Annotated in this window: 23 protein-coding genes and 1 pseudogene; 6 read left to right on the top strand and 18 right to left on the bottom strand. The window is 70.8% G+C overall.

Translation table 11 applies throughout. From position 1 onward, the window contains the following. Positions 1–94: 94 nt before the first annotated feature. From F0344_RS23120 to F0344_RS23110, 3 genes are all read right to left on the bottom strand, one after another. On the bottom strand, positions 95–1090 hold the full coding sequence (locus F0344_RS23120) for a glycoside hydrolase family 6 protein (protein ID WP_185300618.1): 996 nt from the start codon (positions 1088–1090) through the stop codon (positions 95–97). A gap of 320 nt (positions 1091–1410) precedes the next feature. Beyond that, positions 1411–2097 carry a class F sortase gene (locus tag F0344_RS23115; protein WP_185300617.1) on the bottom strand — a complete coding sequence of 229 codons (687 nt, stop codon included), beginning with the start codon at positions 2095–2097 and terminating at the stop codon, positions 1411–1413. Position 2098: 1 nt separating this feature from the next. Then, a complete protein-coding gene (locus F0344_RS23110) occupies positions 2099–2638 on the bottom strand; it encodes a hypothetical protein (protein WP_185300616.1) in 540 nt (179 codons plus the stop codon). A 77-nt stretch (positions 2639–2715) separates the two neighbouring features. On the opposite strand from F0344_RS23110, the gene F0344_RS36030 reads away from it, so the two are divergent. After that, positions 2716–3756 carry a recombinase family protein gene (locus F0344_RS36030; protein ID WP_258050064.1) on the top strand — a complete coding sequence of 347 codons (1041 nt, stop codon included), beginning with the start codon at positions 2716–2718 and terminating at the stop codon, positions 3754–3756. Continuing rightward, positions 3681–4340, top strand: coding sequence for a zinc ribbon domain-containing protein (locus F0344_RS36025; RefSeq protein WP_258050063.1), 660 nt, complete (start codon positions 3681–3683; stop codon positions 4338–4340). The genes F0344_RS36030 and F0344_RS36025 overlap by 76 nt, the downstream gene beginning before the upstream one ends. Before the next feature lie 61 nt (positions 4341–4401). Here the strand turns inward: F0344_RS36025 and F0344_RS23100 are convergent, their stop codons facing one another. The 11 genes from F0344_RS23100 to F0344_RS23050 form a co-directional block, all read right to left on the bottom strand. After that, on the bottom strand, positions 4402–5181 hold the full coding sequence (locus F0344_RS23100; RefSeq protein WP_185300615.1) for an HAD-IIA family hydrolase: 780 nt from the start codon (positions 5179–5181) through the stop codon (positions 4402–4404). Between the two features lie 120 nt (positions 5182–5301). Next, a complete protein-coding gene (locus F0344_RS23095; RefSeq protein WP_185300614.1) occupies positions 5302–6855 on the bottom strand; it encodes an alkaline phosphatase family protein in 1554 nt (517 codons plus the stop codon). 108 nt (positions 6856–6963) lie between these two features. Beyond that, positions 6964–8022: a 2-aminoethylphosphonate ABC transporter substrate-binding protein gene (locus F0344_RS23090; RefSeq protein ID WP_185300613.1), complete on the bottom strand. Its 1059-nt coding sequence runs from the start codon at positions 8020–8022 to the stop codon at positions 6964–6966. A gap of 33 nt (positions 8023–8055) precedes the next feature. Next, complete coding sequence (locus tag F0344_RS23085; RefSeq protein WP_185300612.1) at positions 8056–8853, bottom strand: ABC transporter permease; 798 nt, start codon at positions 8851–8853, stop codon at positions 8056–8058. Then, positions 8840–9697 carry a 2-aminoethylphosphonate ABC transporter permease subunit gene (locus F0344_RS23080; RefSeq protein ID WP_185302846.1) on the bottom strand — a complete coding sequence of 286 codons (858 nt, stop codon included), beginning with the start codon at positions 9695–9697 and terminating at the stop codon, positions 8840–8842. The genes F0344_RS23085 and F0344_RS23080 overlap by 14 nt, the downstream gene beginning before the upstream one ends. Positions 9698–9713: 16 nt before the next feature. Next, a complete protein-coding gene (locus F0344_RS23075; RefSeq protein ID WP_185300611.1) occupies positions 9714–10826 on the bottom strand; it encodes an ABC transporter ATP-binding protein in 1113 nt (370 codons plus the stop codon). After that, a complete protein-coding gene (locus tag F0344_RS23070; RefSeq protein ID WP_308460985.1) occupies positions 10823–11530 on the bottom strand; it encodes a phosphonatase-like hydrolase in 708 nt (235 codons plus the stop codon). Before F0344_RS23070 ends, F0344_RS23075 begins: the two co-directional genes overlap by 4 nt. After that, positions 11527–12651, bottom strand: coding sequence for a TIGR03364 family FAD-dependent oxidoreductase (locus F0344_RS23065; protein ID WP_185300610.1), 1125 nt, complete (start codon positions 12649–12651; stop codon positions 11527–11529). Before F0344_RS23065 ends, F0344_RS23070 begins: the two co-directional genes overlap by 4 nt. A 134-nt stretch (positions 12652–12785) precedes the next feature. After that, complete coding sequence (locus tag F0344_RS23060; protein WP_185300609.1) at positions 12786–13559, bottom strand: GntR family transcriptional regulator; 774 nt, start codon at positions 13557–13559, stop codon at positions 12786–12788. 51 nt (positions 13560–13610) lie between these two features. Further along, positions 13611–14543, bottom strand: coding sequence for a hypothetical protein (locus F0344_RS23055; RefSeq protein WP_185300608.1), 933 nt, complete (start codon positions 14541–14543; stop codon positions 13611–13613). Positions 14544–14927: 384 nt separating this feature from the next. Continuing rightward, complete coding sequence (locus tag F0344_RS23050; RefSeq protein WP_185300607.1) at positions 14928–16091, bottom strand: ROK family transcriptional regulator; 1164 nt, start codon at positions 16089–16091, stop codon at positions 14928–14930. Between the two features lie 56 nt (positions 16092–16147). Between F0344_RS23050 and F0344_RS23045 the strand changes: the two genes are divergently transcribed. Together F0344_RS23045 and F0344_RS23040 are read left to right on the top strand one after the other, a co-directional pair. Further along, positions 16148–17260, top strand: a complete 1113-nt coding sequence (locus F0344_RS23045) for a Gfo/Idh/MocA family oxidoreductase (RefSeq protein ID WP_185300606.1) — start codon at positions 16148–16150, stop codon at positions 17258–17260. Then, on the top strand, positions 17257–17736 hold the full coding sequence (locus F0344_RS23040; protein WP_185300605.1) for a heme-degrading domain-containing protein: 480 nt from the start codon (positions 17257–17259) through the stop codon (positions 17734–17736). The genes F0344_RS23045 and F0344_RS23040 overlap by 4 nt, the downstream gene beginning before the upstream one ends. Positions 17737–17942: 206 nt before the next feature. Here the strand turns inward: F0344_RS23040 and F0344_RS23035 are convergent, their stop codons facing one another. From F0344_RS23035 to F0344_RS23025, 3 genes are all read right to left on the bottom strand, one after another. Further along, the gene (locus F0344_RS23035; protein ID WP_185300604.1) at positions 17943–18800 is read right to left on the bottom strand and encodes a fumarylacetoacetate hydrolase family protein; all 858 of its coding nucleotides are present in this window, start codon (positions 18798–18800) and stop codon (positions 17943–17945) included. 136 nt (positions 18801–18936) lie between these two features. Further along, positions 18937–19707 (bottom strand): YidC/Oxa1 family membrane protein insertase, encoded by a 771-nt coding sequence (locus F0344_RS23030; RefSeq protein ID WP_185300603.1) that lies wholly within the window; start codon positions 19705–19707, stop codon positions 18937–18939. 125 nt (positions 19708–19832) lie between these two features. Further along, the gene (locus F0344_RS23025) at positions 19833–20162 is read right to left on the bottom strand and encodes a DUF6412 domain-containing protein (protein WP_185300602.1); all 330 of its coding nucleotides are present in this window, start codon (positions 20160–20162) and stop codon (positions 19833–19835) included. A 132-nt stretch (positions 20163–20294) separates the two neighbouring features. Here F0344_RS23025 and F0344_RS23020 point away from each other — a divergent pair. Beyond that, positions 20295–20531: pseudogene (locus F0344_RS23020) on the top strand (LacI family DNA-binding transcriptional regulator); the annotation flags it as partial. 188 nt (positions 20532–20719) lie between these two features. Then, a complete protein-coding gene (locus F0344_RS23015; RefSeq protein ID WP_185300601.1) occupies positions 20720–22072 on the top strand; it encodes an ROK family transcriptional regulator in 1353 nt (450 codons plus the stop codon). 66 nt (positions 22073–22138) lie between these two features. On the opposite strand, the gene F0344_RS23010 is transcribed toward F0344_RS23015, so the two are convergent. Next, positions 22139–22309, bottom strand: a complete 171-nt coding sequence (locus F0344_RS23010) for a hypothetical protein (protein WP_185303041.1) — start codon at positions 22307–22309, stop codon at positions 22139–22141. Positions 22310–22356: the final 47 nt, after the last annotated feature.

The following is a 22356-nucleotide window of genomic DNA, read 5'->3' as shown; positions in this document are numbered from 1 at the left end:
ACGCCGGGCGGGCTCGACGTGGCCGGGGCCCGCTCAGCCACGACCCGGCCCGTCCGGCGCTTGAGGACACACCGTGCGCCGGTGACCGGGCGCCTCAGCCGCCCGCCAGGCCCAGGGCGTACTCCGGCCACCACTCACCCGCGTTCGGGCCGCCCCTGCAGGCGCCGTCCGATTCGCCGGGGCGCTTGATCCAGAGATAGGCGTCGACCAGTTCGTCACCGGTCTCCGTCGTCGGGGTCTCGCCCAGCGCACGCCCCGGCGGGTTGCACCAGTTCTCCGCGGGGTCGCCGCCGTCGTAGGGGCCGTTCCCGTTGCGGCTGGTGTCGATCACGAACGGCTTGCTGCCGACCTTCGCCGACAGCCGCTTCCCGAAGTCCGTACTGGCCGCCGTGGTCTGGAAGTTGGACACATTGACCGCGAAGCCGTCCGCGTCCCCCACGCCCGCCCGCTGGAGCGGCTCGAACAGCGCGTCCGGGCTCTGCCAGCCCGCGTTGCCCGCATCGACGTACACCGTCGTCCCGGGCTGCCGCTTCAACCGCTGCACCGCGCCCTTGAGCAGGTCGTAGCGCTCCTCGTGGAACTCCTGCGGTGTGCAGCCGTCCACCAGGTGCAGCAGCGCGTCCGGCTCCAGGATCACCGTGGTCCGGCGGTCCCCGATGCCCTTGGCGACGCTCTCCACCCAGCCCCGGTACGTGTCCCCGTCGGACGCGCCGCCCTTGGAGAACTGTCCGCAGTCACGGTGCGGGATGTTGTAGAGCACCAGCAGGGCCTCACGGTCGGCCTTCTCGGCCGCCTCGGTGACGCCCTTCACCTCGGCCTCGGGGTCGTCCGGGCCGATCCACTCACCGACCGGCTGCTGGGCGATCTTCCTGATCAGGCGGGCGCTCCTGTCGTCGCCGTGCTCCGCGTAGCCGGCGGCCTGCTTCGCCGCCGTGCCGTCGGGGTCGACCCAGAACGGGTCAGCGTCCTTGGGCTGCTGGCCGATCGTGGCGGACCCGCCGTCCTTCTTCTCCTCGCCGGACGAAGAACATCCCGCCAGAAGTACGACAGCCGCGATCGCGGCCGCCGTACCGGTGTGTCTGCCGTACATCCACTCCCCCTCGGGTGCACTGGTCGCACTGGTCGCATCCGTTGCCGGCCGCGCCGATGTACTCCCGGTCCCGTCCATCCTGACACAGCGCCACGGGCGTCCGCCGGGACCTCGGTATCCGGACATCCCGTCAGAAGTGACGTGGTCCGAGGGCCTCCCCGTGCCTACAGTGTCGGGCAGGCTCCCGACCTCCCGTGCCGTGCCCGGCCACTCCCGCGGCCGGGGCACCAGCGGTCGAGGACCGGCCCGGCCGACACACTCCGAGGGGGAGTGGGCTGCCGGCCGGGCCAGGTGTTCACGGGGTGCCGTACGACAGGCTCTCAGGCGGGGGTCTTCGCTCCCGCGCTGTCCTGGCCCGTCAGATAGGCCGAGACGACCACATTGGCCGTGTACGACCGCGTCTTGCGGTCGTACGTGCCGCCGCAGGTGATCAGCCGGAGCTCCGCCCGGCCGTCCTCGCGGGGGCCGTACGCCTTCCGGGCGTCGAAGCGCTCCCGGGTGAAGACCTGGACGTCGTCGATGGTGAACACCGCGACCGAGCCGTCGGACCTGGCCACCCGGACCTTCTCGCCCGGGCGGGCGGCGCTGAGCCCGTAGAACACGGCGGGCTTCGTCTCCGTGTCGACATGGCCGACGAAGAGCGCGGCGCCCTCGGCGCCCGGTTCGGTGCCGCTGCCGTACCAGCCGACGGTCTGCGGCTTCCCGTACGGCGGCGGGTCGATCGCCCCGCCCTCGTCCAGTCCGCGCCGGACGACGGGGGCCTCGACGCCTATCGAGGGGATCTCGACCCGCTCGGGCGCGGCTCCGTCGAGCGGCTTGTGCGCCGGCGGCAGCGGTACGCCCAGCGGGCGCCCGACCGCGGCGACGTCGCCGGTCGTCGGGGCGGAGCTGCCGCCCGGGCCGTCCGTGATCTCGCGGCCCCAGAGCCAGAGGCCCAGCAGGAGAACGGCCCAGGCCACTCCGGTGAGCAGCCGCCCGGTGCCCGCCGGGCGGTCCGAGACGGACACGTCAGTCCGTGGCCGAGCGACGGCGCCGCACGCTGCGGAAGGCGACGGCGACGGCCGCGACGGCCGCGAGGACCAGCCCGGTCACGGCGTGCCGTGTGCCGGGGCCGTCCTGCTCGGCTGCCTGGTCGGCCAGGGTGGCGGTGCCACCGCCGCCGGCCCTGACGGGTGCGACGGGCGAGGGCTGCCTGTGGTGGACGACGGTGAGCTTGCCGGTGGCCTTGCCCTTGCCGCCCTTGCAGTTCACCCAGACGTCGTAGTCGCCGGGTTCGGCGTCGGAGCGGATACGGGCCTCGGCGAACAGACCCTTGTTGTCGGCGGGGGCGAAGTGGGCCTCCGAGACGAAGGCGTCGGAGTTGCCCTTGGCTTCCTTGCCTTTGCCGCAGATGTCGACCCAGAGCTCCACCTCCCCGCCGGGGGCTATCGCGGACGGAGTCACCGAGACCCTTCCCTGGGGCTCGGAGTCGGCCAGCGCGGCGGTCGTGGGCAGCAGAGTCGCCGCGACAGCCGCTGCGGCACAGAACGTGAGGGGTAGTGAACGCATGGTGAACCTCCTTCCCGAAGGTTCGCCCGTGCGTCGGCATTTCGCATCCGCAGGAGCCCGGGCAGGGGGTCTCACAGGTGGGCACGATCGTACTGGTGTGCCCATCAAAGCTGTATGTTCTGACTCCTCTACGCACGCAGAAAACACATACAGTGAGGAGCGATCAAGGCGGCAACGGTGCTCGCGAGGGGGCAGGCATGCTTGACGTGGGTGGGTACACGCGAATCTCCGATACCGGGCAGATCGGAGACGGACGCGACGGACGGCAAGGGGTGATCCGTCAACGCGAGGACGTGTACAACCTCGCCGAGCTCAAGCGGGTCAATGTCCGGCACGTGTACGAGGACAACGACCTCTCGGCCTACAAGAGGAACGTCTCGCGCAGGGGGTTCGAGGAGATGACCGCGGACCTCGCGTCTGCGGCGATCAGCGGCATCCTGGCCTACAACATCGACCGCATAGCCAGGCAGCCCCGCGACCTCGAGCGTCTGATCGACATCTACGAACAGGCCCGCCGCCCGATGATCTTCGCCACTACGGCCGGCGACTACGACCTGACTACTCCGGACGGACGCTTCGAGGCGCGCATCCACGTCAACATCGCCAACAAGTTCTCTGCGGATGCTGCCCGCCGAGTCGCCCGGCAAAAGCTTGCCGAGGCCACGGAGGGCAAGCCGCACAAGGGTCAGCGCGCCTTCGGATGGAAGGACGCCGAGCATGTGGATGAGACGGAGGCCGAGATCCTCCGGAAAGCACGCAAGGACATCGTGAACGGCAAGCTGGTCGCTTCGGTCCACCGCGAGTGGGCAGAAGCGATGGTCCGCACGCCACAGACCCCCTCGGGCAAGACCATCAGCTACAGCAGCGTCACGTACGTCCTCCGTAACCCTCGCCTCTGCGGGTACCGCGCCTACATCCCCAGATGCACCGCGACCGGGCCGGGCGCGTGGACCCCGTCGAGCACCTCGTCGAGCGCATGGACGGCACCCCGGTCATCGGGACGTGGGAGACCATCTTCACCCCGGACGAGTGGCAAGAACTGGTGGACGTTCTCGACGCTCGCAAGAAAACGGGCAAGGGCCGCAAGGTCGGCAGCACGGTCACAAAGCGACTACTGACCGGCATCGCACGTTGCGGCAACTGCGGCTCCGGGCTGGCGTCCGCCATATATCAGCGCTCCACGCCGAGCTATCAGCGGTACGGGTACTACTACCTGTGCAGGGTCGCGGGAGGGGGCTGCGGGAAGCTGTCCCGTAGCGGTCCCCCGGTCGATGACTATGTGCAGGAGATCCTGCTGAGCCACCTCAAGACGCAGGCTCGGGATGTGACGCCCGCCAAACCGGAAGGCCCCGAGCTGGAGGCGGCGAAGGCCAAGCTCAGGCAGATCGAGTCGGACAAGGTCGAGGCCCGTCGGCTTCGCGCCTCGGACGAGCTTTCGCTGTCCGAGTTCGCCCGCGAGGTCCGACGCCTTGAGGACAAGGAACAAGAGGTGAAGGAGCTTGCGTCCCTTCTCTCTGTCACTCCGGCCCGGGCCGGTTCCGTCGCTGCCCGGATCGTCCGCGAATGGGACTCGTACACCGTGGACATGAGACGGGCGGAGATCGCGCGGAGCATGGAAGCCGTGGTGATCAGCAAGGCGGGCAAGGGCGGCGCGCAGCGAGGTCGATTCCGTCCGGAGCTGCTCGAGATCGTTTGGAGATGACCGCACTGAGCTACCGATGCAGCAGGCCCACCCGGTGTGGGGTGGGCTGCTGCATCCACCGTCAGACGAGGTCGACCAGATCCGCGATGGACTCGACGATCTTCGACGGTGTGAACGGGTACCGGTCGGTGTCGCCCGGCTGAGTCACTCCGGTCATGACCAGGAACGTCGTCATGCCGGCTTCCAGGCCCGCGAGTACGTCGGTGTCCATACGGTCACCGATCATGGCGGAGGTCTCGGAGTGCGCCCCGATGGCGTTCAGCCCGGCACGCATCATCAGCGGGTTCGGCTTGCCGACGAAGTACGGGTCCTTACCGGTCGCCTTGGTGATCAGCGCGGCAACCGATCCGGTTGCCGGAAGCACTCCTTCTGTCGACGGTCCGGTCTCATCCGGGTTGGTGGCAATGAAGCGTGCACCGTCATTGATCAGCCGGACAGCCTTCGTCAGAGCCTCGAAGGAATATGTGCGCGTTTCACCCAGAATCACGAAGTCGGGATCAGAGTCCGTGAGGATGTACCCGATGTCATGCAATGCGGTGGTCAGGCCCGCCTCGCCGATGACGTATGCCGTACCGCCGGGACGCTGGTCGTCGAGAAACTGAGCGGTCGCCAGCGCTGAGGTCCAGATGTTTTCGACGGGCACGTGAAGGCCCATGCGGGTGAGACGGGCCTGAAGGTCACGTGCGGTGTAGATGGAGTTGTTCGTCAGCACGAGGTAGGGCTTGCCGGACTCTCGGAGCTTCTTGAGAAAGGCGTCGGCGCCGGGGATCGGCGTGCCCTCGTGGATGAGGACGCCGTCCATGTCGGTCAGCCAGGATTCGATCGGCTTGCGCTCTGCCATGGGACGGGCTCCTGCCGTACGTACTGTGCACGCGATGTGCGGGGACGCCGGCGGCACCGCGTTGTGCAGCGCCGACGTCCCGATTTTAGGCGTGCCGACCGACCGGGCGGAACTACTCGGTCACGAGGAACTGATCTTGACGCCGTCCACCACCCAGTACCAGTTGTTGCTGCCGGTGTAATGGAACCGGAAACTCACGCTGGTGGCCCCGGCCGGAACGTGCAGGCTCAGCGACTGCGGCTGCGAGATCACGTCGGAGGTGTACGACGCGACAGCGACCGGCGTGCCACCGTTCCAGGAGGCGAGGATCCGGGCGCTCTGGCTGCCCTCCTGCCGGTAGAAGGTGGTGAAGTCGAGCTTCACGGTGGCCTTGCCTCCGACGGCGTACGCCGGGGTGACGAGCGTCGAGTCGTACGTACCGGAGAAGGACTTGTCCGCCCACTCGTCGGAATCGGCGACCGCGAACACACCGCGCGCGCGGACATTGAGCTCGCGGGACTGGTCGCGCTGGGTACGGCTCCAGAACTCGTCGGTGGCGAAGGACCAGCCCCGCCACTCGGTCGTCCCGCCCGTGCCCATCGCCGAGTTGATGACCGACCAGCCGCTGGGCGCGGAGTGCGTGAAGCCGAGGACTCCGGCCGGGATTCCCCTCTCGTCGACCCGGCCGGAGAGCGAGGACTGCAGGGCGTCGAAGGGGTCGGTGGAGCGCTCCTGGACGGGTTTGCCATCCAGGCCCCAGGAGGCTTCGGGGGCGATCCCGAGCTGCTTGAAGACGGTGGCCGCGACATCGACGAGACGGGTGTCGATGGGTCGCGCGCCTGCGGCGATTCCGGGGCCCTGGGCGAGGACGAACGTACGCCGCTCCTCGATGGCGCTTCCGCCGTGGCCACCCGCGTCGAGATGGCCGTGGTCGGTGGCGACGACGACGGTCCAGCGCTCGGAGGCGTACGACGGGCGGTCCTTGATGGCCGCGAGCAGCCGGCCGACGTAGCCGTCCTGGACGTCGATGACGTCCAGGTACGCCTGGCTCCTGGCGCCCTGGTTGTGGCCGACGATGTCGCTCTGGCCGAAGTAGACGAAGAGGACGTCCGGGTTCTGGTTGCGCAGGATCGACTCGGACTGAGCGGCGATGGTGGCGTCGTGGCCGATGTAGCCGTCGGCGTCACCGTCGAGTACGAGCTTGGCGTCGGCGCCGGCGGTGACCGTGCCCTGGGTGTCCAGCGGCTTCCAGTCGACGGCGGCGTACGTGGAGAGTTCGGGGCGCACCTGGGCGAGACGGGCCAGGAAGCCGGGGTAGGCGGTGTAGTTCTTGCCGGTGAAGGAGTTGTCCTTGACGCCGTGCTTGTCGGGCCAGACTCCGGTGGAGATGGTCGACCAGCCGGGTCCTGACGAGGTGGCGGCCATCGGGTTGGCGTACAGCAGTGAGGTGCCGTATGTGCCGTTCGCCGTCAGGGACTTGAGGTTCGGGGCCTTGGCGGCGGCGATTCTGTCGTGGCGTACGCCGTCCATGCCGATCACGAGCACCTTGTCGAGGCTGGTGCCGTTGGGGAGGGTGGGCGCGGCTGCGGCTGTGGTTGCCGCGCGGGCGGCGGTGGCGGTGAGTGGGCCGGTGGCGACGGCGGCCGCGGCGGCGGTGCCGGCGAGCACGGAGCGCCTGGACATACCTCTGGACACGTGATCCTCCAACGAGAGCGCGATGTCTGGACCAGACCCGTTATCTTTGCGAGACAAGAGGGGTCCGGTCCAGAGCCTTGCAGTGAACCGTTGCCGAAAGGTGGCCGGTCAGCTTCCGGTCGCCGACTTCCAGGCGTCCACGTAGCTGTCCAGGTTGGTGCCGATGTCGGACCAGTCGGGCTCGAAGACCTCTACGCCGTCGAGCAGTGCGGTGAGTTCGATGGCGTTGGCGTCGGTGGACTCGATGTCCTTGCGTGCGGTGAAGCCGCCGCCGACCGCGCTGACGTCCTTCTGGGCCTGCTCGGAGAGCATGAAGTCGAGCAGCTTCTTGCCGTTCTCGCTGTGCGGGGCCTTGTTCACGAGTCCGGCCGCGTACGGGAGGGCGAAGGTGGTGGGCTTGCCGCTGCCCTTCGCGGGGAACCAAATGCCGAGGTTCGGCATGTCCTTGGACTGGGCGAAGTTCATCTGGACGTCACCGTTGGCGACGTGCAGTTCGCCCTTGTCCACCTTGGGGGCGAGCTTGCCGGTGGAGGCGGACGGGCCGACGTTGTTGGTCTGGAGCTGCTTCAGGTACTCCATCGCCGGCTCCTTGCCGCCGAAGTCGTGCATGGCCTTGATGAGGACGGCGGTGCCGTCGCCCGCCACACCCGGGGTGGAGTACTGGATCTTCTCCTTGAACTTCCCGTCGAGCAGTTCCTCCCAGGTCTTCGGCGGGGTCTTGAGCTCCTTCGTGTTGTAGATGAAGCCGAAGTAGTTGTTGACGACGGAGGTCCACTTGCCGTCGGCGGCCTTGTCGGCGCCGTCGACCTGGTCGGAGCCGGCCGGTTCGTACGCCTTCAGCAGGCCCTTGGAGTCGGCCTGCTGGATGAAGGGCGGGAGGGTGACGAGTACGTCGGCCTGGGTGTTGGACTTCTCGCGGACGGCGCGCTGCACCATCTCGCCGGAGCCGCCCTCGACGTACTCGACCTTGATGCCGGTCTTCTTCTCGAAGTCCTTGAAGACCTTGTCGTACCAGCCGTCGCCGTTCTCGCCCTTGAGGCCGTCGGCGCTGTACACGGTGACGACCTTCTCGTCGGAGGCGGCGGAGGAGCCGCAGGCGGAGAGGGTGGCGGCGAGGGCGAGGCTGCCGGTGACGGCGGCGATCGGCTTGAGGAGGTTTTTGCGCATGGTGTCGTATCTCCTGAAGTGAGTACGGGGCTGTCAGCGGTACGAGGCCCTGGTCCGGATGCGGGAGACGCCGAGCAGGACGAGCAGGGTCGTGCCCATCAGGACCACGGCCACCGCGGCGCCGGTGAAGAGCGAGCCACGGTCGGTGGCCGCGAAGATCTGCACCGGGAGCGGTGTCCAGTCGGGCGGGTAGAGCATCATCGTGGCGCTCAACTCGCCCATGGACAGGGCGAAGCAGAGCCCCGCAGCGGCCGTGAGGGACGGCAGCAGGAGCGGGAGCCTGATCCGCCACAGGACGTACGAGGGGCGGGCGCCGAGGCTGGCCGCCGCCTGCTCGTACATCGGGTCGAGACGTACTGTCGCGGCCGAAACCGACTGGTAGGCAAACGCCGTGACAAGAACGGTGTGCGCGAGGATCACGATCCAGCGCGTCCCGTTGAGGAGCATCGGCGGCTTGCTGAACGCGACGAGCACCGCGAGGCCGACGACGACGGAGGGCACGGCGACCGGCAGCATGAACAGGGCGTCCAGGAACCTCTTGCCGCCCCTGCGCAGCGAGGCTGCGGCGACGGCGGCCCAGGAGCCGACGGTCAGGGCCAGCAGGCTGGCGCCGACGGCGGTGGTCAGGCTGGTGGTGAGGGCCTGGAGCGCGTCGCCGCTGGTGGCGGCGGCGTAGTGCTCGGCGGTGGGCCCGGAGGGGAAGGCGCCGGACCAGTTCGTGGCGAACGAGGCGGCGACGATCACCAGCAGCGGCACCGCGAACAGGGGGACGAAGAGGAGGAGGAAGAGGGCCCAGATGGCCCACTTCGCGGACCGACTATGCACCAACACGGCGGCTCACCAACCGATACAGGCCGTAGAGACCGACCGAGATCGCGATGTTGACCACGGCGACGACGCAGGCGGCCGGGTAGTCGGATTCGAGGATCGCCTTGCCGTAGACGAGCATCGGCAGGGTCGTGACCCCTTTCGCCCCGGTGAAGAGCACGATGCCGAATTCGTTGAGGCACATGACGAGGACGAGGCTGCCGCCGGCGGCGAGCGCGGGAAGGGCCTCGGGGAGGATCACCTTCCGCACGATCCGTGCGGGGCGGGCGCCCAGCGAGGACGCCACCTCCAGCTGCGCGGTGTCGAGCTGGGAGAAGGCGGCGAGCAGGGGCCGCATCACGAACGGGGTGAAGTACGTGATCTCGGCGAGGAGTACGCCCCACGGGGTGGTGAGGAAGTGGAAGGGCCCGTCGGGCGCTCCGGTGACGTCGGTCCAGAGCCCGTTGGCCATGCCGACCGTGCCGTAGATGAACAGCAGGGCCAGCGTGATCAGGAACGACGGGAAGGAGAGGAAGACGTCGATGAACTTGGCGACGGCCTTCCCGCCGGGGAACGGCACGAACGCGATGACGAGGGCCAGGGCGAAGCCGAGGACGAGACAGCCGGCCGTCGATCCGACGGCGAGCCACACGGTGGTGGTGAGCGCCGAGCGGAAGGACTCGGAGGCGAAGACGTCCGCGTACGGGGTGAGTGAGGTGCCGCCCTCGTCGGGGCTGACGGACTGCTGGACGACGAGGGCGAGCGGGTAGAGGAGGACGAGGGCGAGGACGGCCACCGGGGGAAGCGCCCAGATCCAGGCCGTACGGCGCTCGCGCGGGGCGGGGGTACCGGCCGGGCCCGGGCGGATGTCTGCGGCGACGGCGCTAGCCACGGGCCCCTCCGGTTACCGTTTCGCGCTCAGGAGCCGGGCGGGCTTGACGGACGCCCGGGAGCAGTACCGCGTCCTCGGGTGCGAAGTGCAGCGTGACGTCCTCCCCCAGCGCCGGTGTCTCGCGCAACTCCCGTACGTCCGCCTTGAGTCGGTGGCCGTCGACGTCGACGTACAGCCGGTGTGTGGAGCCTCGCCACTGGACCTCGGCGACCGTGCCGGTGAGGGCGTTGGGGCCCTCACCGAGACCGACGAGGTGGGGGCGTACGCACAGGGTGGCCGTGCTGCCCTCGGCGGCCTCGCCCGTGGAGAGTTCCAGGCGCTTCCCCGCGAAGGTCACGGACCCCGAACCGACCGTCACCGGAAGGAGATTCGCGTTGCCGACGAACGAGGCGGTGAATTCCGTACGGGGACGGCGGTACAGCTCCTGCGGGGTACCGCAGTCCTGGAGCCGCGCCTTGTCCATGACGGCGATCCGGTCGGCGAGCGTCAGCGCCTCGACCTGGTCGTGGGTGACGTACAGGATGGAGACGTTCGGCAACTCGCGGTGCAGTCGAGCCAGTTCGGCGAGCATTCCGGAGCGGAGCCGGGCATCGAGCGCGGAGAGCGGTTCGTCGAGGAGCAGGACGCCTGGCCGGATGGCGAGCGCGCGGGCGATGGCGACGCGCTGCTGCTGGCCGCCGGACAGCTCGCGCGGGTATCGCTCGGCGTAGGCGCCCATGCCGACGAGTTCGAGCGCTTCGGTGACCCGGCCCGGGATCTCGGACTTGTGGACCTTGCGGGCCTTGAGGCCGAAGTCGACGTTCTCCCGGACCCGCATGTGCGGGAACAGGGCGTACTGCTGGACGACCATGCCGATGCCGCGCTTGTGCGGGGGCAGCGCGGTGACATCGCGGTCGCCGAGGTGGACCCGCCCGGAGGCGGGCCGGACGAATCCGGCGACGGCGCGCAGCGCGGTGGTCTTCCCGGAGCCGGAGGGCCCGAGCAGCGCCATGACCTCGCCGGGTTCGACGGTCAGGTCGAGCCGGTCGAGGACGACGTTCCCCCCGTACGCGACGGTGACCTGGTCGAACCGGATGCCGCTGCGGACGGCGCCGCCGCCCGTCATGCCTCGGTCCGCGCGATCAGGCCCGGCAGTTCGGCGACCGAGCCGAGGACATGGGTGGCGCCGTGCTGCTCCAGGCGCGCCGTGTCGTGGGCGCCGGTCAGGACGCCCGCGACGAGGCCGGCCCCGGAGCGTGCGCCGCTGAGCATGTCGTACGACGTGTCGCCGGCGACCACGAGGTCGTGGACGCCGTCCACGGCGCCGGTGCGCAGGAACGCGGCAAGGATCATGTCCGGGTAGGGGCGTCCGCGGCCGCCCGCGTCGGCGGGGCACAGGGTTAGGTCGGCCAGGTCCTGCCAGCCGAGAGCGTCGAGGATGGCGTCCTGGGTGGGGCGGGCGAAGCCGGTGGAGAGGACCACGGTGCGGCCCTCGGCCTTCAGCTCCTCGATGGCTTCCCGGGCGCCGGGTATCGGGGCGATGAGTCCGCCGTCGACGAGCTTCCCGTACGCCTCCTCGAAGGCGGTGTTGGCCTGCTGGGCCTTGTCCTCGACACCGAAGAGGTGCCGGAAGACGGAGATCTTGGACTCGCCCATGGTGGCGCGGACGTGGGCGAGCTGCTCGGCGTGTTCGACGGAGCCGGGTTCGACGCCGAGCCGCTGGGCGGCGGCAGCGAAGGCCTGCTCGACCAGTCCGCCGTCGGCGACGGTGGTTCCGGCCATGTCGAGTACGACCAGGTTGTGGGTGTGCTTCCCGTTCAACGTGCTCACCAGCCCAGTTCGTCTGCGGTCGTTTCGGCGATGGCGGGCGAGCAGGTCATCCCGCGCCCGCCCGGTCCGGTGACCAGCCAGGTGCCGCCGCGTACCCGCTGGCGGTGGACGACCCGGCTGGTGTCGGTGCACTGGGCGTAGACGCCGGCCCAGCGGTGGCGGATTCTCGGCAGCGGGCGGCCGAGGAAGAACTCGACGACCCGGGTGAGGTGTTCGTACGGCTCCTCGACGGTGTCGAAGGCGAAGGGGTGCTCGTACTCGTGGGTGTCGCCGATGGTCAGTCCGCCGTCGCGACGCTGGACCATGAGCAGTTGCATCCGGTGCTCGGCGGCGGTGGGCTCCTGGGCCTGCCCGGCGTTGAGCGCGTCCAGGGCCTCGCTCGTGTACGCCGGGTAGTAGCGGAAGCTGTCGGCGTCGGCGACGGACGTGGTGAGCGGCTCGCCGAGCGGGTCGGTCTGCATCATCTGGAGGCGGACGCGGCGCACGGGGAGGTCGGGTCCGGCCAGTTCGCGGACGAGTCCGCCGAGCCAGGCGCCGGTGCACAGGATGACCACGTCGCCGGTGTGTACGTCGCCGTGGTCGTCGCGGACCGCGCTGGCGCCGATGACCTCGCGGACCTCGCGGCCGCCGAGGTAGGCGTACCGGCCGGAGGCCAGCAGGGCTTCCTTCAGGGCAAGTTGGGCGGTGCGCGGCTCGACGGCCGCGTCCCGCTCGCACCAGAGCGCGGACTCGAACGCTCCGCGCAGCGCCGGGTTCACGGCTCGGGCCTCGGCGGCGGTGAGCAGCTTGTAGCCGCGGGCCGCGGCGTCGGGGCGGGCGACGGCCGCCTCGGCGACGGCGTGTTCCAGGGGTGTACGGAGCGGGGTGAGCGATCCGCAGGGGCGGAAGCCCAGGCCGGGGACCTGTGCGCCGATGCCCTCCCACAGCTCACGGGCGCGCAGGGCGGTGTCGAGCTCCTCGCCGCCCGCCCGGCCGCTGACCCATATCTGTCCGAAGTTGCGAAGGGATGCCCCGCGCGCCTCGCTCTCTCGCTCGATCTGGACGACCTCGTGGCCGCGGTTCACTGCGTGCCAGGCGTGCATGGTTCCCACCACGCCGGCTCCTACGACGATGACTCTCACGACGGCCACGCTCCTGGGGGCGGGTGGCCCGAACGAATCGGCGCGGCAACGGGAGGGTGAACGAGCACCCAAGCTTGGACCAGACCCGTTATGTTTCCGTTATCAAATGTGCGTCGTCTATCGGCCACTTCGGCTCAGCGTTGGTTGGGCCGGTTGCCCAGATGCGTCGTGAAGGAGAACCGGTCGCCACGGAAGAGTGTCCGCACCCGCTCCAGCGGGAGGCCCGAGGCGTCCCGGGAGACCCGGTGGATCAGGAGCATCGGCAGGGCGGGCGGGGTGCCGATCAGCAGGGCCTCGCGCGGGGTGGCGAGCACGGTCTCGATGCGCTCGTCGCCGTCGCCGAAGGAGATGCCGAGGCGGTCGTGGAGGTAGGCGTAGAAGGAGGAGTCGGGGTCGAACTCCGTGTCCAGACGCGGGACACGGGCAACGGTCACGTAGGTGCTCTCCAGGCCGACCCGTTCGTCGTCGGCGAGCAGGACGCGTTCCAGGTGCCAGACCGGTTCGCCGCGGGTGACGCCGATCTCGGCGGCGAGTGCCTCGGGGCAGGGGAAACGGTCGAGGCCGATGAGCGTACGGCCGGGCGTACGGCCCTGGCGGCGGACGCCCTCGGTATAACTGGCGAGCGACAGCGGCTGCTCCAGCTTGGGCCCGGCGACGACAGTGCCGCGGCCGCGGCGGCGCAGCCGTCCCTCCAGGAGCAGTTCGCGCAGCGCCTGCCGCACGGTCTCGCGCGACACCTCGTAGCGCAGGGCGAGGTCGCGCTCGGTGGGAAGCGTGCCGCCTTCGCCCAACTCGTCGATGAGGACGGATACATGGGCCTTGACGGCGTAGTACTTGGGGATACGGCCGTGCTCCGGGATGCCGGAGCGGATCGGTGCGCCAGGTGCCTGGTCGTTCGGATAGTCCACGGAGCGATGGTGGCAGACCGATATGAACGGGGCGGGGTTCGGTCGTGGCGCCTACCCCTGCTCACGGCGGGCGCGCTCCGCGCGGGTCACGACGGCCGCCCCGCCGATGATGAGGGCTCCGGTGGCGAATCCGAGCGGGAGGACCGGGTCCTGTCCGGTGCGGGCCAGCTCGGGGAGGGGGTTGCCGGCGGCGTCACGGGGGGTGGTGGTGCCGGTGTCCGGGTCGCCGGGGTCGGTGTCCGGGTCACCGGGGTCGGAATCCGTATGGACATCCGGGTCGCCGGGGTCGGAATCCGTATGGACATCCGGGTCGCCGTCGACGATGACGAAGGGGTAGCCGCCGGATTCCCCGATCCACTCGCCGTCGCCGCTGCCGCTTCCACTGCCCTTGTGCCGGTGGACGACGGCGGCGTTGAGGGTGACCTTGCCGGGTTCGGTGTCGGAGGTGAAGGCCATGCGGACCTGGACGGTGACGGTACGTCCGGCGGGCACCGTGAAACCCGGGAAGTCCTCGTCCTCCCCACCCCCTCCGAAGACGCCGATCTGCTCGTCCCGGTCCGTGGTCTCCCAGCTGACGCGGTACTCCACGTCGGGGCCGGCGCGCTTGGTCCGCTCGGAGAACTCCAGCTGGATCTGGTCGGCGGCGAGCTTCCGGCCCTGATCGGTCAGCACGAGGACCGGGTGGACGGCGCGGCACGGCTCGGAGGTGTTGTTGGTCAGATCGAGGAACCAGATCCCGTAGCCGCCGCCGGAGGCGTACGTGTCCGGGCCGCCGTGGATGCGGGTCTCGATGGGGAACTCGTCGGAGTTCGGGTCACCGCAGCCGGGTTGCCGGTCGGCGCTGACGGAGGACGCGGCGGCGCCCGCGGGGACCGCTCCGACGAGGAGGACGGCTGCTGCGGCGATTCCGGCCGCGGGGCCGAGGGTGCCGAGCGTGATGAGGGCGCGGCCGTCGCGGAGCCGGGCGGGGGGCTTGGGAGGCATGGTCGGTCACCCTTTGCTGCTCGCGGGGCGGTGGTCGTCGACGTTGCCACGCGCGCGCGGGCGAAGGGGGCCGACATGCGGGTGGGGTCCCCCGTACGGAGCCCTCGTACCCGGCCCAGCGTTGGCCCTCAATCGCCGGACGGGCTGAGATTCCGGACCCGGCCCCGTGCGGGCACCGCCTTTTGTCCTCAATCGCCGGACGGGCTCAGGTGTCGCTCACCGCCCCACACAGCACCGGTCCGTCCTCGGACGCCGGACGGGCTGGGATGGCACCGCGCGTCCGCAGCACCCCTTCGCCCTCAAACGCCAGGCAGGCTGAATCGTGCCCGCATCCCTGCTCTCAAGCTCCCGGCGAACGAAACTTCCCCACTCGCCCGGCCAGAATCAAGCCCGTCCGCCAAACCCGGCCCGTCCGGCGGTTGAGGACATGGCCTCCGGCCACGGGCCCGGTTCTGTTACTCGGCCGAACAGCGGGGCCAGGACCAGCTGGGCCGCTCCCTCCGCGACCGGGCGGTCGCCTCCGCCCGCGACCGTGACCGGGGTCGGACGCCGACCCGTTCCGTCGCGGCGGGCCCGGTGCTCGATCACCGCCCGGACGCCCCGTACGTACGCCTCCTCGTCCGCCGCGACGATCCGTCCGCCCAGTACGACGCGGTCGATGTCGAGCAGGCCGACCAGATTCGCCGCCCCCGCCCCCAGCACCCGTACCGCCTCCGCGACATCGCCGCGCGCCACTGCGGCCAGGCACAGGGCCTCGACGCAGCCCCGCCCCCCGCACTCGCACAGCGGGCCGTCCAGCTGGAGCGTCTGGTGGCCGAACTCCCCCGCCCCCGTACGCGCCCCCCGGTGCAGTTCACCGCCGAGTACGAGGCCCGCGCCGAGCCCGGTCCCCAGGTGGAGGTACGCGAAGTCGCCCTCGCCCGGCTCCCGCAGGGCCAGCCCGAGGGCCGCCGCGTTGGTGTCCTTGTCGACGACCACCGGCAGCCCCGTCGCCGAGGCCAGCGCGTCCCGCAGCGGATAGCCGTCCCACTGCGGAAAGCCCGTCACCCGGTGCAGCACCCCGCCCCGGTGGTCCAGCGGCCCCGGCATGGCCGCCCCCAGCCCGAACACCGGCCGTTGACCGCGTACCGCCTCCGCAGCCTCCGCAGCCTCCGCGACCACCTCGCCCGCCGGGGCACCGAGGTCGAGAGGAGTCGTCCGGGCCGCGACCGGCGTGCCGGCCAGGTCGACCAGGACCGCCGTCAGCTCGTCGCGGTCCAGGTGGAGCCCCACCGCGTACCCCGCGTCCGGGACCAGCCGGAGCACCGTCCGCGGCTTGCCGCCCGTGGACGCGCGGTGGCCCGCCTCCGCCGCCAGCCCCTCAGCCCGCAGCCGGGTGGTGATCTTGCTGACAGCCTGCGGGGTGAGCCCCGTCCGCTCGGCCAGTTCCAGCCTGCTGATCCCGCGCTCGCCCGCCACCCGCAGCAGGTCCAGCACGAGCGCGGCGTTGTGGTGGCGCAGTGTCGGGAGGTTGGCTCCGCTGCCGCTCCTGGTATTGCTTCTGTTCACGACCCCATTGTCCCCACCGCTTGCACTTTGGCAACAGCGTTGCTTAAGTGGCGGGCATGACTGGGAACCCCAACGCCCCGCTCCGGGTCGCACTTGTCGGATACGGCCTGGCCGGCTCCGTCTTCCACGCCCCGCTGATCGCCACGACCGAGGGCCTGGTCCTGGACACGGTCGTCACGTCGAACGAGGAGCGGCGGGCGCAGGCCCTCGCCGAGTTCCCCGACGTACGGATCGCGGTCTCGTCCGACGAGCTCTGGCCGCGCGCCGACGAGCTCGATCTCGTCGTGATCGCCTCCCCCAACAAGACCCACGTCGCCCTCGCGACCGCCGCGCTCCGGGCCGGCCTGCCGGTCGTCGTGGACAAGCCGATCGCGGGCACGGCCGCCGAGGCGCGGGAGCTCGCCGCGCTCGCCGACGAGCGCGGTCTCCTGCTCTCCGTCTTCCAGAACCGCCGCTGGGACAACGACTTCCGCACGCTCGCCCGGCTGATCGCCGACGGCGAGCTCGGTGACGTACAGCGATTCGAGTCCCGGTTCGAGCGGTGGCGTCCGCAGACCAAGGGCGGCTGGCGCGAGTCCGGCGACCCGCTGGAGATCGGCGGACTGCTCTACGACCTGGGCAGCCACGTCGTCGACCAGGCGCTCACCCTGTTCGGCCCGGCGGTGCAGGTGTACGCGGAGTGCGACGTACGCCGTCCGGGCGCTTCGGCCGACGACGACACCTTCATGGCGATCACGCATGCGAGCGGGGTGCGCTCGCATCTCCACGTCAGCGCCACGACCGCCCAGCTGGGCCCGCGCTTCCGTGTCCTCGGCTCCGCGGCCGGGTATGTGAAGTACGGCCTGGACCCGCAGGAGGCCGCCCTCCGCGAGGGCCTGCGCCCCGCCGCGGGCGAGCCCTGGGGCGAGGAGCCGCAGGAGCTGTGGGGCCGGCTCGGTTCGGGCGAGTCGCCCCTGACGGGCGGCGGCGCCCCGGTCCGTTCGCTTCCCGGCGACTACCCGGCGTACTACGCGGCGGTGGCCGCCGCCCTGCGCGGCACCGGCGAGAACCCGGTGACCGCTCTCCAGGCCGCGGCCACCCTGGACGTCCTGGAGGGTGCACGCCGCTCCGCGCGCGAGGGCACCTCCGTGACCCTTCTCCCCCACCCCACCGAGGAGAACTCCGCATGAACCCCACCGCCCCGACCATTTCCGAGCTCATCGCCCAGGAGCGCAGCCTGACGCTGCCGCACTTCGGGTACGACGACGCGTACGTGCTCGGCGGGCTGCTCGTCGCGCTGGCGCGGGCCCGGCACGCGCCGGTCGCGATCGACATCCGGCGCGGCGCGCAGCAGCTGTTCCATGCGGCGCTGCCGGGTTCGACCGCGGACAACGACGCCTGGATCGACCGCAAGCGGCGGGTCGTCGAGCGGTACGCGGAGAGCTCGTACCTGGTGGGCACCCGCTTCCGGGCGAAGGGCACGACGTTCGAGGAGTCCTCGCGCCTGGACCCGGGTGTCTATGCCGCGCACGGCGGTTCGTTCCCGATCGCGGTCGAGGGCGCGGGCGTGATCGGCTCGGTCACGGTGTCCGGTCTGCCCCAGGCCGAGGACCACGCACTGGTCGTCGAGGCACTGGAGCAGTTCGCCACGAAGCTCGGCGGCTGACCGGCTGACCGGCGGGCAGCCGCGGACGGACGGGCGAGCAGGGGAAGGACGGGCGAGCGGCGGGCGGGGCCTACCTGGCCGGCGGGCGCCGCTTCCCCGTCCACCCGCCGACCACCCGGCCACCGGCCGCCGGCCGCCGGAGAGGGTTCACCCCTCCGACCTTTCCGTGCTCCGCAGGAGCTGTCAGGCGCCCCGCGGCGCAGCGGTCAGGCGTCCTTCAGCTCCTGCCGCTGCCGTCCGAGCCCCTCGATCTCCAGCTCGACGACGTCCCCCGCCTTCAGATACGGCTTGGGCTCGGGCCGCCCCATGGCGACCCCGGCCGGTGTTCCGGTGTTGATGACATCGCCCGGGTACAGCGTCATGAAATGGCTCAGATAGCGGACGACCTCACCCACCGGGAAGATCTGATCGGCGGTGCTGCCGTCCTGCTTCAGCTCACCGTTGACCCAGAGCCTCAGCGACAGGGCCTGCGGGTCGGGCACCTCGTCGGCGGTCACCAGCCAGGGACCCAGCGGGTTGAACGTCTCGCAGTTCTTGCCCTTGTCCCAGGTGCCGCCGCGCTCGATCTGGAACTCGCGCTCGGAGACGTCGTGCGCCGTCGCGTATCCCGCCACGTGCGCGAGCCCCTCCTGCGCCGACTCCAGATAGCGGGCGGTCCGCCCGATGACCACGGCGAGTTCGACCTCCCAGTCGGTCTTGCGGGAGGCGCGCGGCACCAGGACCGTGTCGTCGGGGCCCACGACGGTGTCGGGTGCCTTGAAGAACAGGATCGGCTCCGCCGGGATCGCGGCGCCGGTCTCCGTCGCATGGTCATGGTAGTTCAGCCCGATGCACACGATCTTGCCGATCCGGGTGAGCGGCGGCCCGATCCGCAGCCCGTCCGCGTCCAGCACGGGCAGCTCACCGGACCCGGCCGCGGCCCGTATCCGGGCGAGCGCCGACGCGTCGGCGAGCAGTCCGCCGTCGATGTCACCGGCGAGCCCCGACAGGTCGCGCAGGGTTCCGTCCTGGTCGAGCAGCGCAGGGCGTTCCGCACCTGCCGTACCGACTCGAAGCAGCTTCAACGGTTCATCTCCCCTTGGTCGAGATCGAGCCCGTCGGTGGTTGCGGCCATCGATGGGGCTTGGCCGATCCTCCAAGACATCGGATCACCTGGCAAGACCCTGTTCACTCACTGGACCGGCGCATTCGCCCGCCCGCCTACGCCGCACCGGCCATGGCGGTGCCCGGAGCCGTCATGTCGCGGTACAGGAACGCCCGCTCGATCGCGGTCCAGGTGGTGCTGGTGACCACGTAGAGGGCGGCGGCGAGCGGTACGAACGCCACGGTGAAGAGCGTCATGAAGGACATCAGCGGGATCAGCTTCGTCATCGCCCCCATGCCGGGCACCGGCTGTCCGTCGGGGCCCGTGGCCGGAGTCATCGGGTTGGCGGCCATCTGTCGCTTCGTCCGCCCGTAACTGAAGGTGGCGACGGCCGCGACGATCAGGAAGAGCGCCAGGTAGACGAGCCCCTGCGCACCGAACACGCCACCGTCCGCGAGCGCGTCGTGCCAGCGCTCTCCGAGGGGGGCCTCGAAGAGCCGGTGGCTGAGGAGGGCGTTGGGCTCGCCGCCGATCCGGGTGCTGGAGAAAAGGTGGTACAGCAGGAAGAACGCCGGCATCTGGAGCAGGCTCGGCAGGCATCCGGAGAGCGGGGAGACCTTCTCTGCCGTGTGCAGTTCCATGAGCGCCTTCTGCATCCGCTCGGGGTTCTTGCCGTGCTTCTCGCGGAGTGCGGCGATCTGCGGCTGGAGCTTGGTCCGCGCCTTCTGGCCCCGGGCCGCCGCCCGTGACAGGGGGTGCACGGCGAGCCGTACGAGGGCGGTGAACAGGACGATCGCGGCGGCGGTGGACGCCGTCTGGAAGAACGGCTGGAGCAGGTCGGCGAGCGAGCCGACCAGGCTCGCGAAGGCGGACATGAAAGCGGACATGGATGAGCCCTCCGGGGGTCTCGTCGTGCCAGGAGTACGCGGGAGTACGCGGGAGTTGCGTACGGACTCGGCAGGACGACCCACGCGGGGTGCGACACGGTGTGGCTCTTGGTGCGGCGAAACCCCTACGCGGCCGTCAGGAGGGCGCGCCCCGGTGCCCGGGGCCTGGTGCGGCCTCGTGCGTCGGGGTCCCGTTGGGGCAGGAACGCGGTGCGTTCCTCCCGGTCACGGATGGCTGTGCGGACCCGGGTGCGGGGCACGGGGGCGGCGCAGCGCGCGCTGATGACGGCGGAGGCGAGGAGGGCGGAACCTGCTGCCGCGGTGGCGGCGAGCGCGACCGCGGCAGAGAGGCTGCCGCCTTCGGCGAGGAGGACCTCGGTGAAGAAGAGAACGATCAGACCGAGGGGCCGGAGCAGCCGTGCGAAGGCGCCGCGGAGACGGTTCGCGTCACCCATCGGCCCCTCCTTCACCACAGTCACCACGGTCACGGTCTTCCGGGACGCGCACACGCGTTCGCCCCTCACGTCGTTATACATGATGCCCCAGCCGGACCCGACGGCTCCCGCGAGCGCCTTGAGGTTCAAGCCATGAGCAGACGGGGCCCGACGCTCGAAGACGTCGCACGCGAGGAGGGGGTGCCCCGGGCCAGGCGGGGGTGTCCCGGGCGACCGTGTCGCGGGTCGTGAACGGGGTGCGCGACGTCGACCCCGGTATCCAGGACGTGGTCCGGCACCCGATCGACCGGACCGGGTACGCCCCCAACCGGGCGGTCAGGGCCCTGGTCACTCACCCGGCGCGCGGGGAGTGTGGCGCTCGTCGTCTCGGCGCCGATCCGCTGCCGCGGCTGCTGGCCGACGCCGGGATTCCGCTCGGTCGGAGCAGCACCCCGCGTTCGGAACCTGAAGGCCCCTGCGACTTAATTCAGGATGTGAGTTAAACCTCAAGCGAAGGGCGCGTCAAGGGTCCTGGCGCCTGTAGGTTGCGAGCAGGAACTTCAGGAAGAGGGAGCAGGGTGAAAGTGCGCAGGGGCCGTACGGTGCGTGACCTGCGGCGGGAAAACCGCACCGCCGTTCTGCAACGGCTGTATTTCGACGGGCCCCTGAGCCGCTTCTCGCTCGGTCCCGCCACCGGCCTCAGCTCGGGCTCGGTCAGCAACGTGGTGGCGGAGCTGGTCGCGGAAGGGCTCGTGGAGGAGGCCGGCAGCGTCGACTCCGGCGGCGGGCGCCCGCGCATCCTGGTGCGCATCAGCCCCCGGTGCGGATACGTGATCGGTGTCGACGTCGGGGAGACCCGCGTACGGATCGAGCTCTTCGACCTCGCCCTCACCGAGCTCGCCCGGGTCGAGAAGCCGCTCACGGGAGACCGTGTCGGCCGCAACACCCGCTACGACGTCGGCGTCGTCGTCGGCCATCTCCTGGACGGCATCGCCGAGGTCCTGGAGCGGGCGGAGATCCCCCTCGACCTGCTGCTCGGGGTCGGCATCGGAGTGCCCGGCATCGTCGCGCGGACCCCCGACGACGGGGCCGTGGTGCACGGCCAGACAATCGGCTGGGACGCCGTCCCGCTGGAACGGCTGCTGCGCGAGTCCGGGCTGCTGCCCGAGACCGTGCCGTACTACATCGACAACGGCGCCAAGACGCTGGGCCAGGCCGAGATGTGGTTCGGGGCCGGCCGCGGCGCGCAGAGCGCGGTGGTCGTGCTCTTCGGCTCCGGCGTCGGCGCCTGCGTGGTCTCCGACTCGATGCGCCCGGGCCGGGCCGTGGAGTGGGGGCATCTGACGGTACGGGTCCGTGGGCGCCGTTGCCGTTGCGGAGCCCAGGGGTGCCTGGAGGCGTACGCGGGAGCCGAGGCGCTCCTCCAGCGCTGGGCGGAGGCGGGCGGACACCCGCCCGAGGGCGCGGACGAGGAGACGGCGCTCACCGCGATGCTCGCCGCCGCCTACCCCGAGGCCGACGCGGGCGCGCACGGCGGTGCCGCGGTGCGCGAGGCCGATGCCACGGCGCTGGCCGTCCTGGAGGAGACAGCGGAGTACCTCGGCGCGGGCTTCTCCGACCTCATCAACCTCTTCCAGCCCGAGCGGATCCTCGTGGGCGGCTGGGCGGGACTCCAGCTCGGTGCCCGCTTCCTGGATTCCGTACGGACGCACGCCACCTCCTACGCCCTGTCGTACCCGGCCTCCCATGTGCGTATCGACCTCGGCACGCTGGGACCGGACGCCGTCACCGTCGGGGCGGCGATCCTGCCGCTCGCCGACTTCTTCGCACGCGGCGGCCGTGCGCGGGAGACCGGCCCGCAGGAGCCGGCCCCCGCCTGGCGCGCGAGCCTCCAGCAGCGCGCGGCCATCCCGCAGCGCGCGGCCCGCTGACGGCGGCCGTCCCCTCCCCCGGCGAGGGCGAGGGGACGGCCGTCCGTCAGTGGTGGATCAGGTGGATCAGGGCAGCCGGTACTCCGCGTTCCGTACCGTGTACCGCTGCTGCTGCCAGTAGTCGCCGATCCGACCGTCGATCTCGGAGTCGGCGATGTAGCCGCCCGAGGCCCAGCCGTAGCCGTTCGGCGCGAGGTTGAGGCCGCCCTTCAGTGCCGACGCACGACTTCCACGCACACCACAACAGCGCTCGTCGGGAGGGGTGTTCGGTGCGGACAGCGGAT

Origin of the sequence: Streptomyces finlayi, assembly GCF_014216315.1 — a bacterium.
In the GTDB taxonomy this organism is placed as follows: Bacteria; Actinomycetota; Actinomycetes; order Streptomycetales; family Streptomycetaceae; genus Streptomyces; species Streptomyces finlayi_A.
This window is presented reverse-complemented; position numbering and strand designations above follow the sequence as displayed.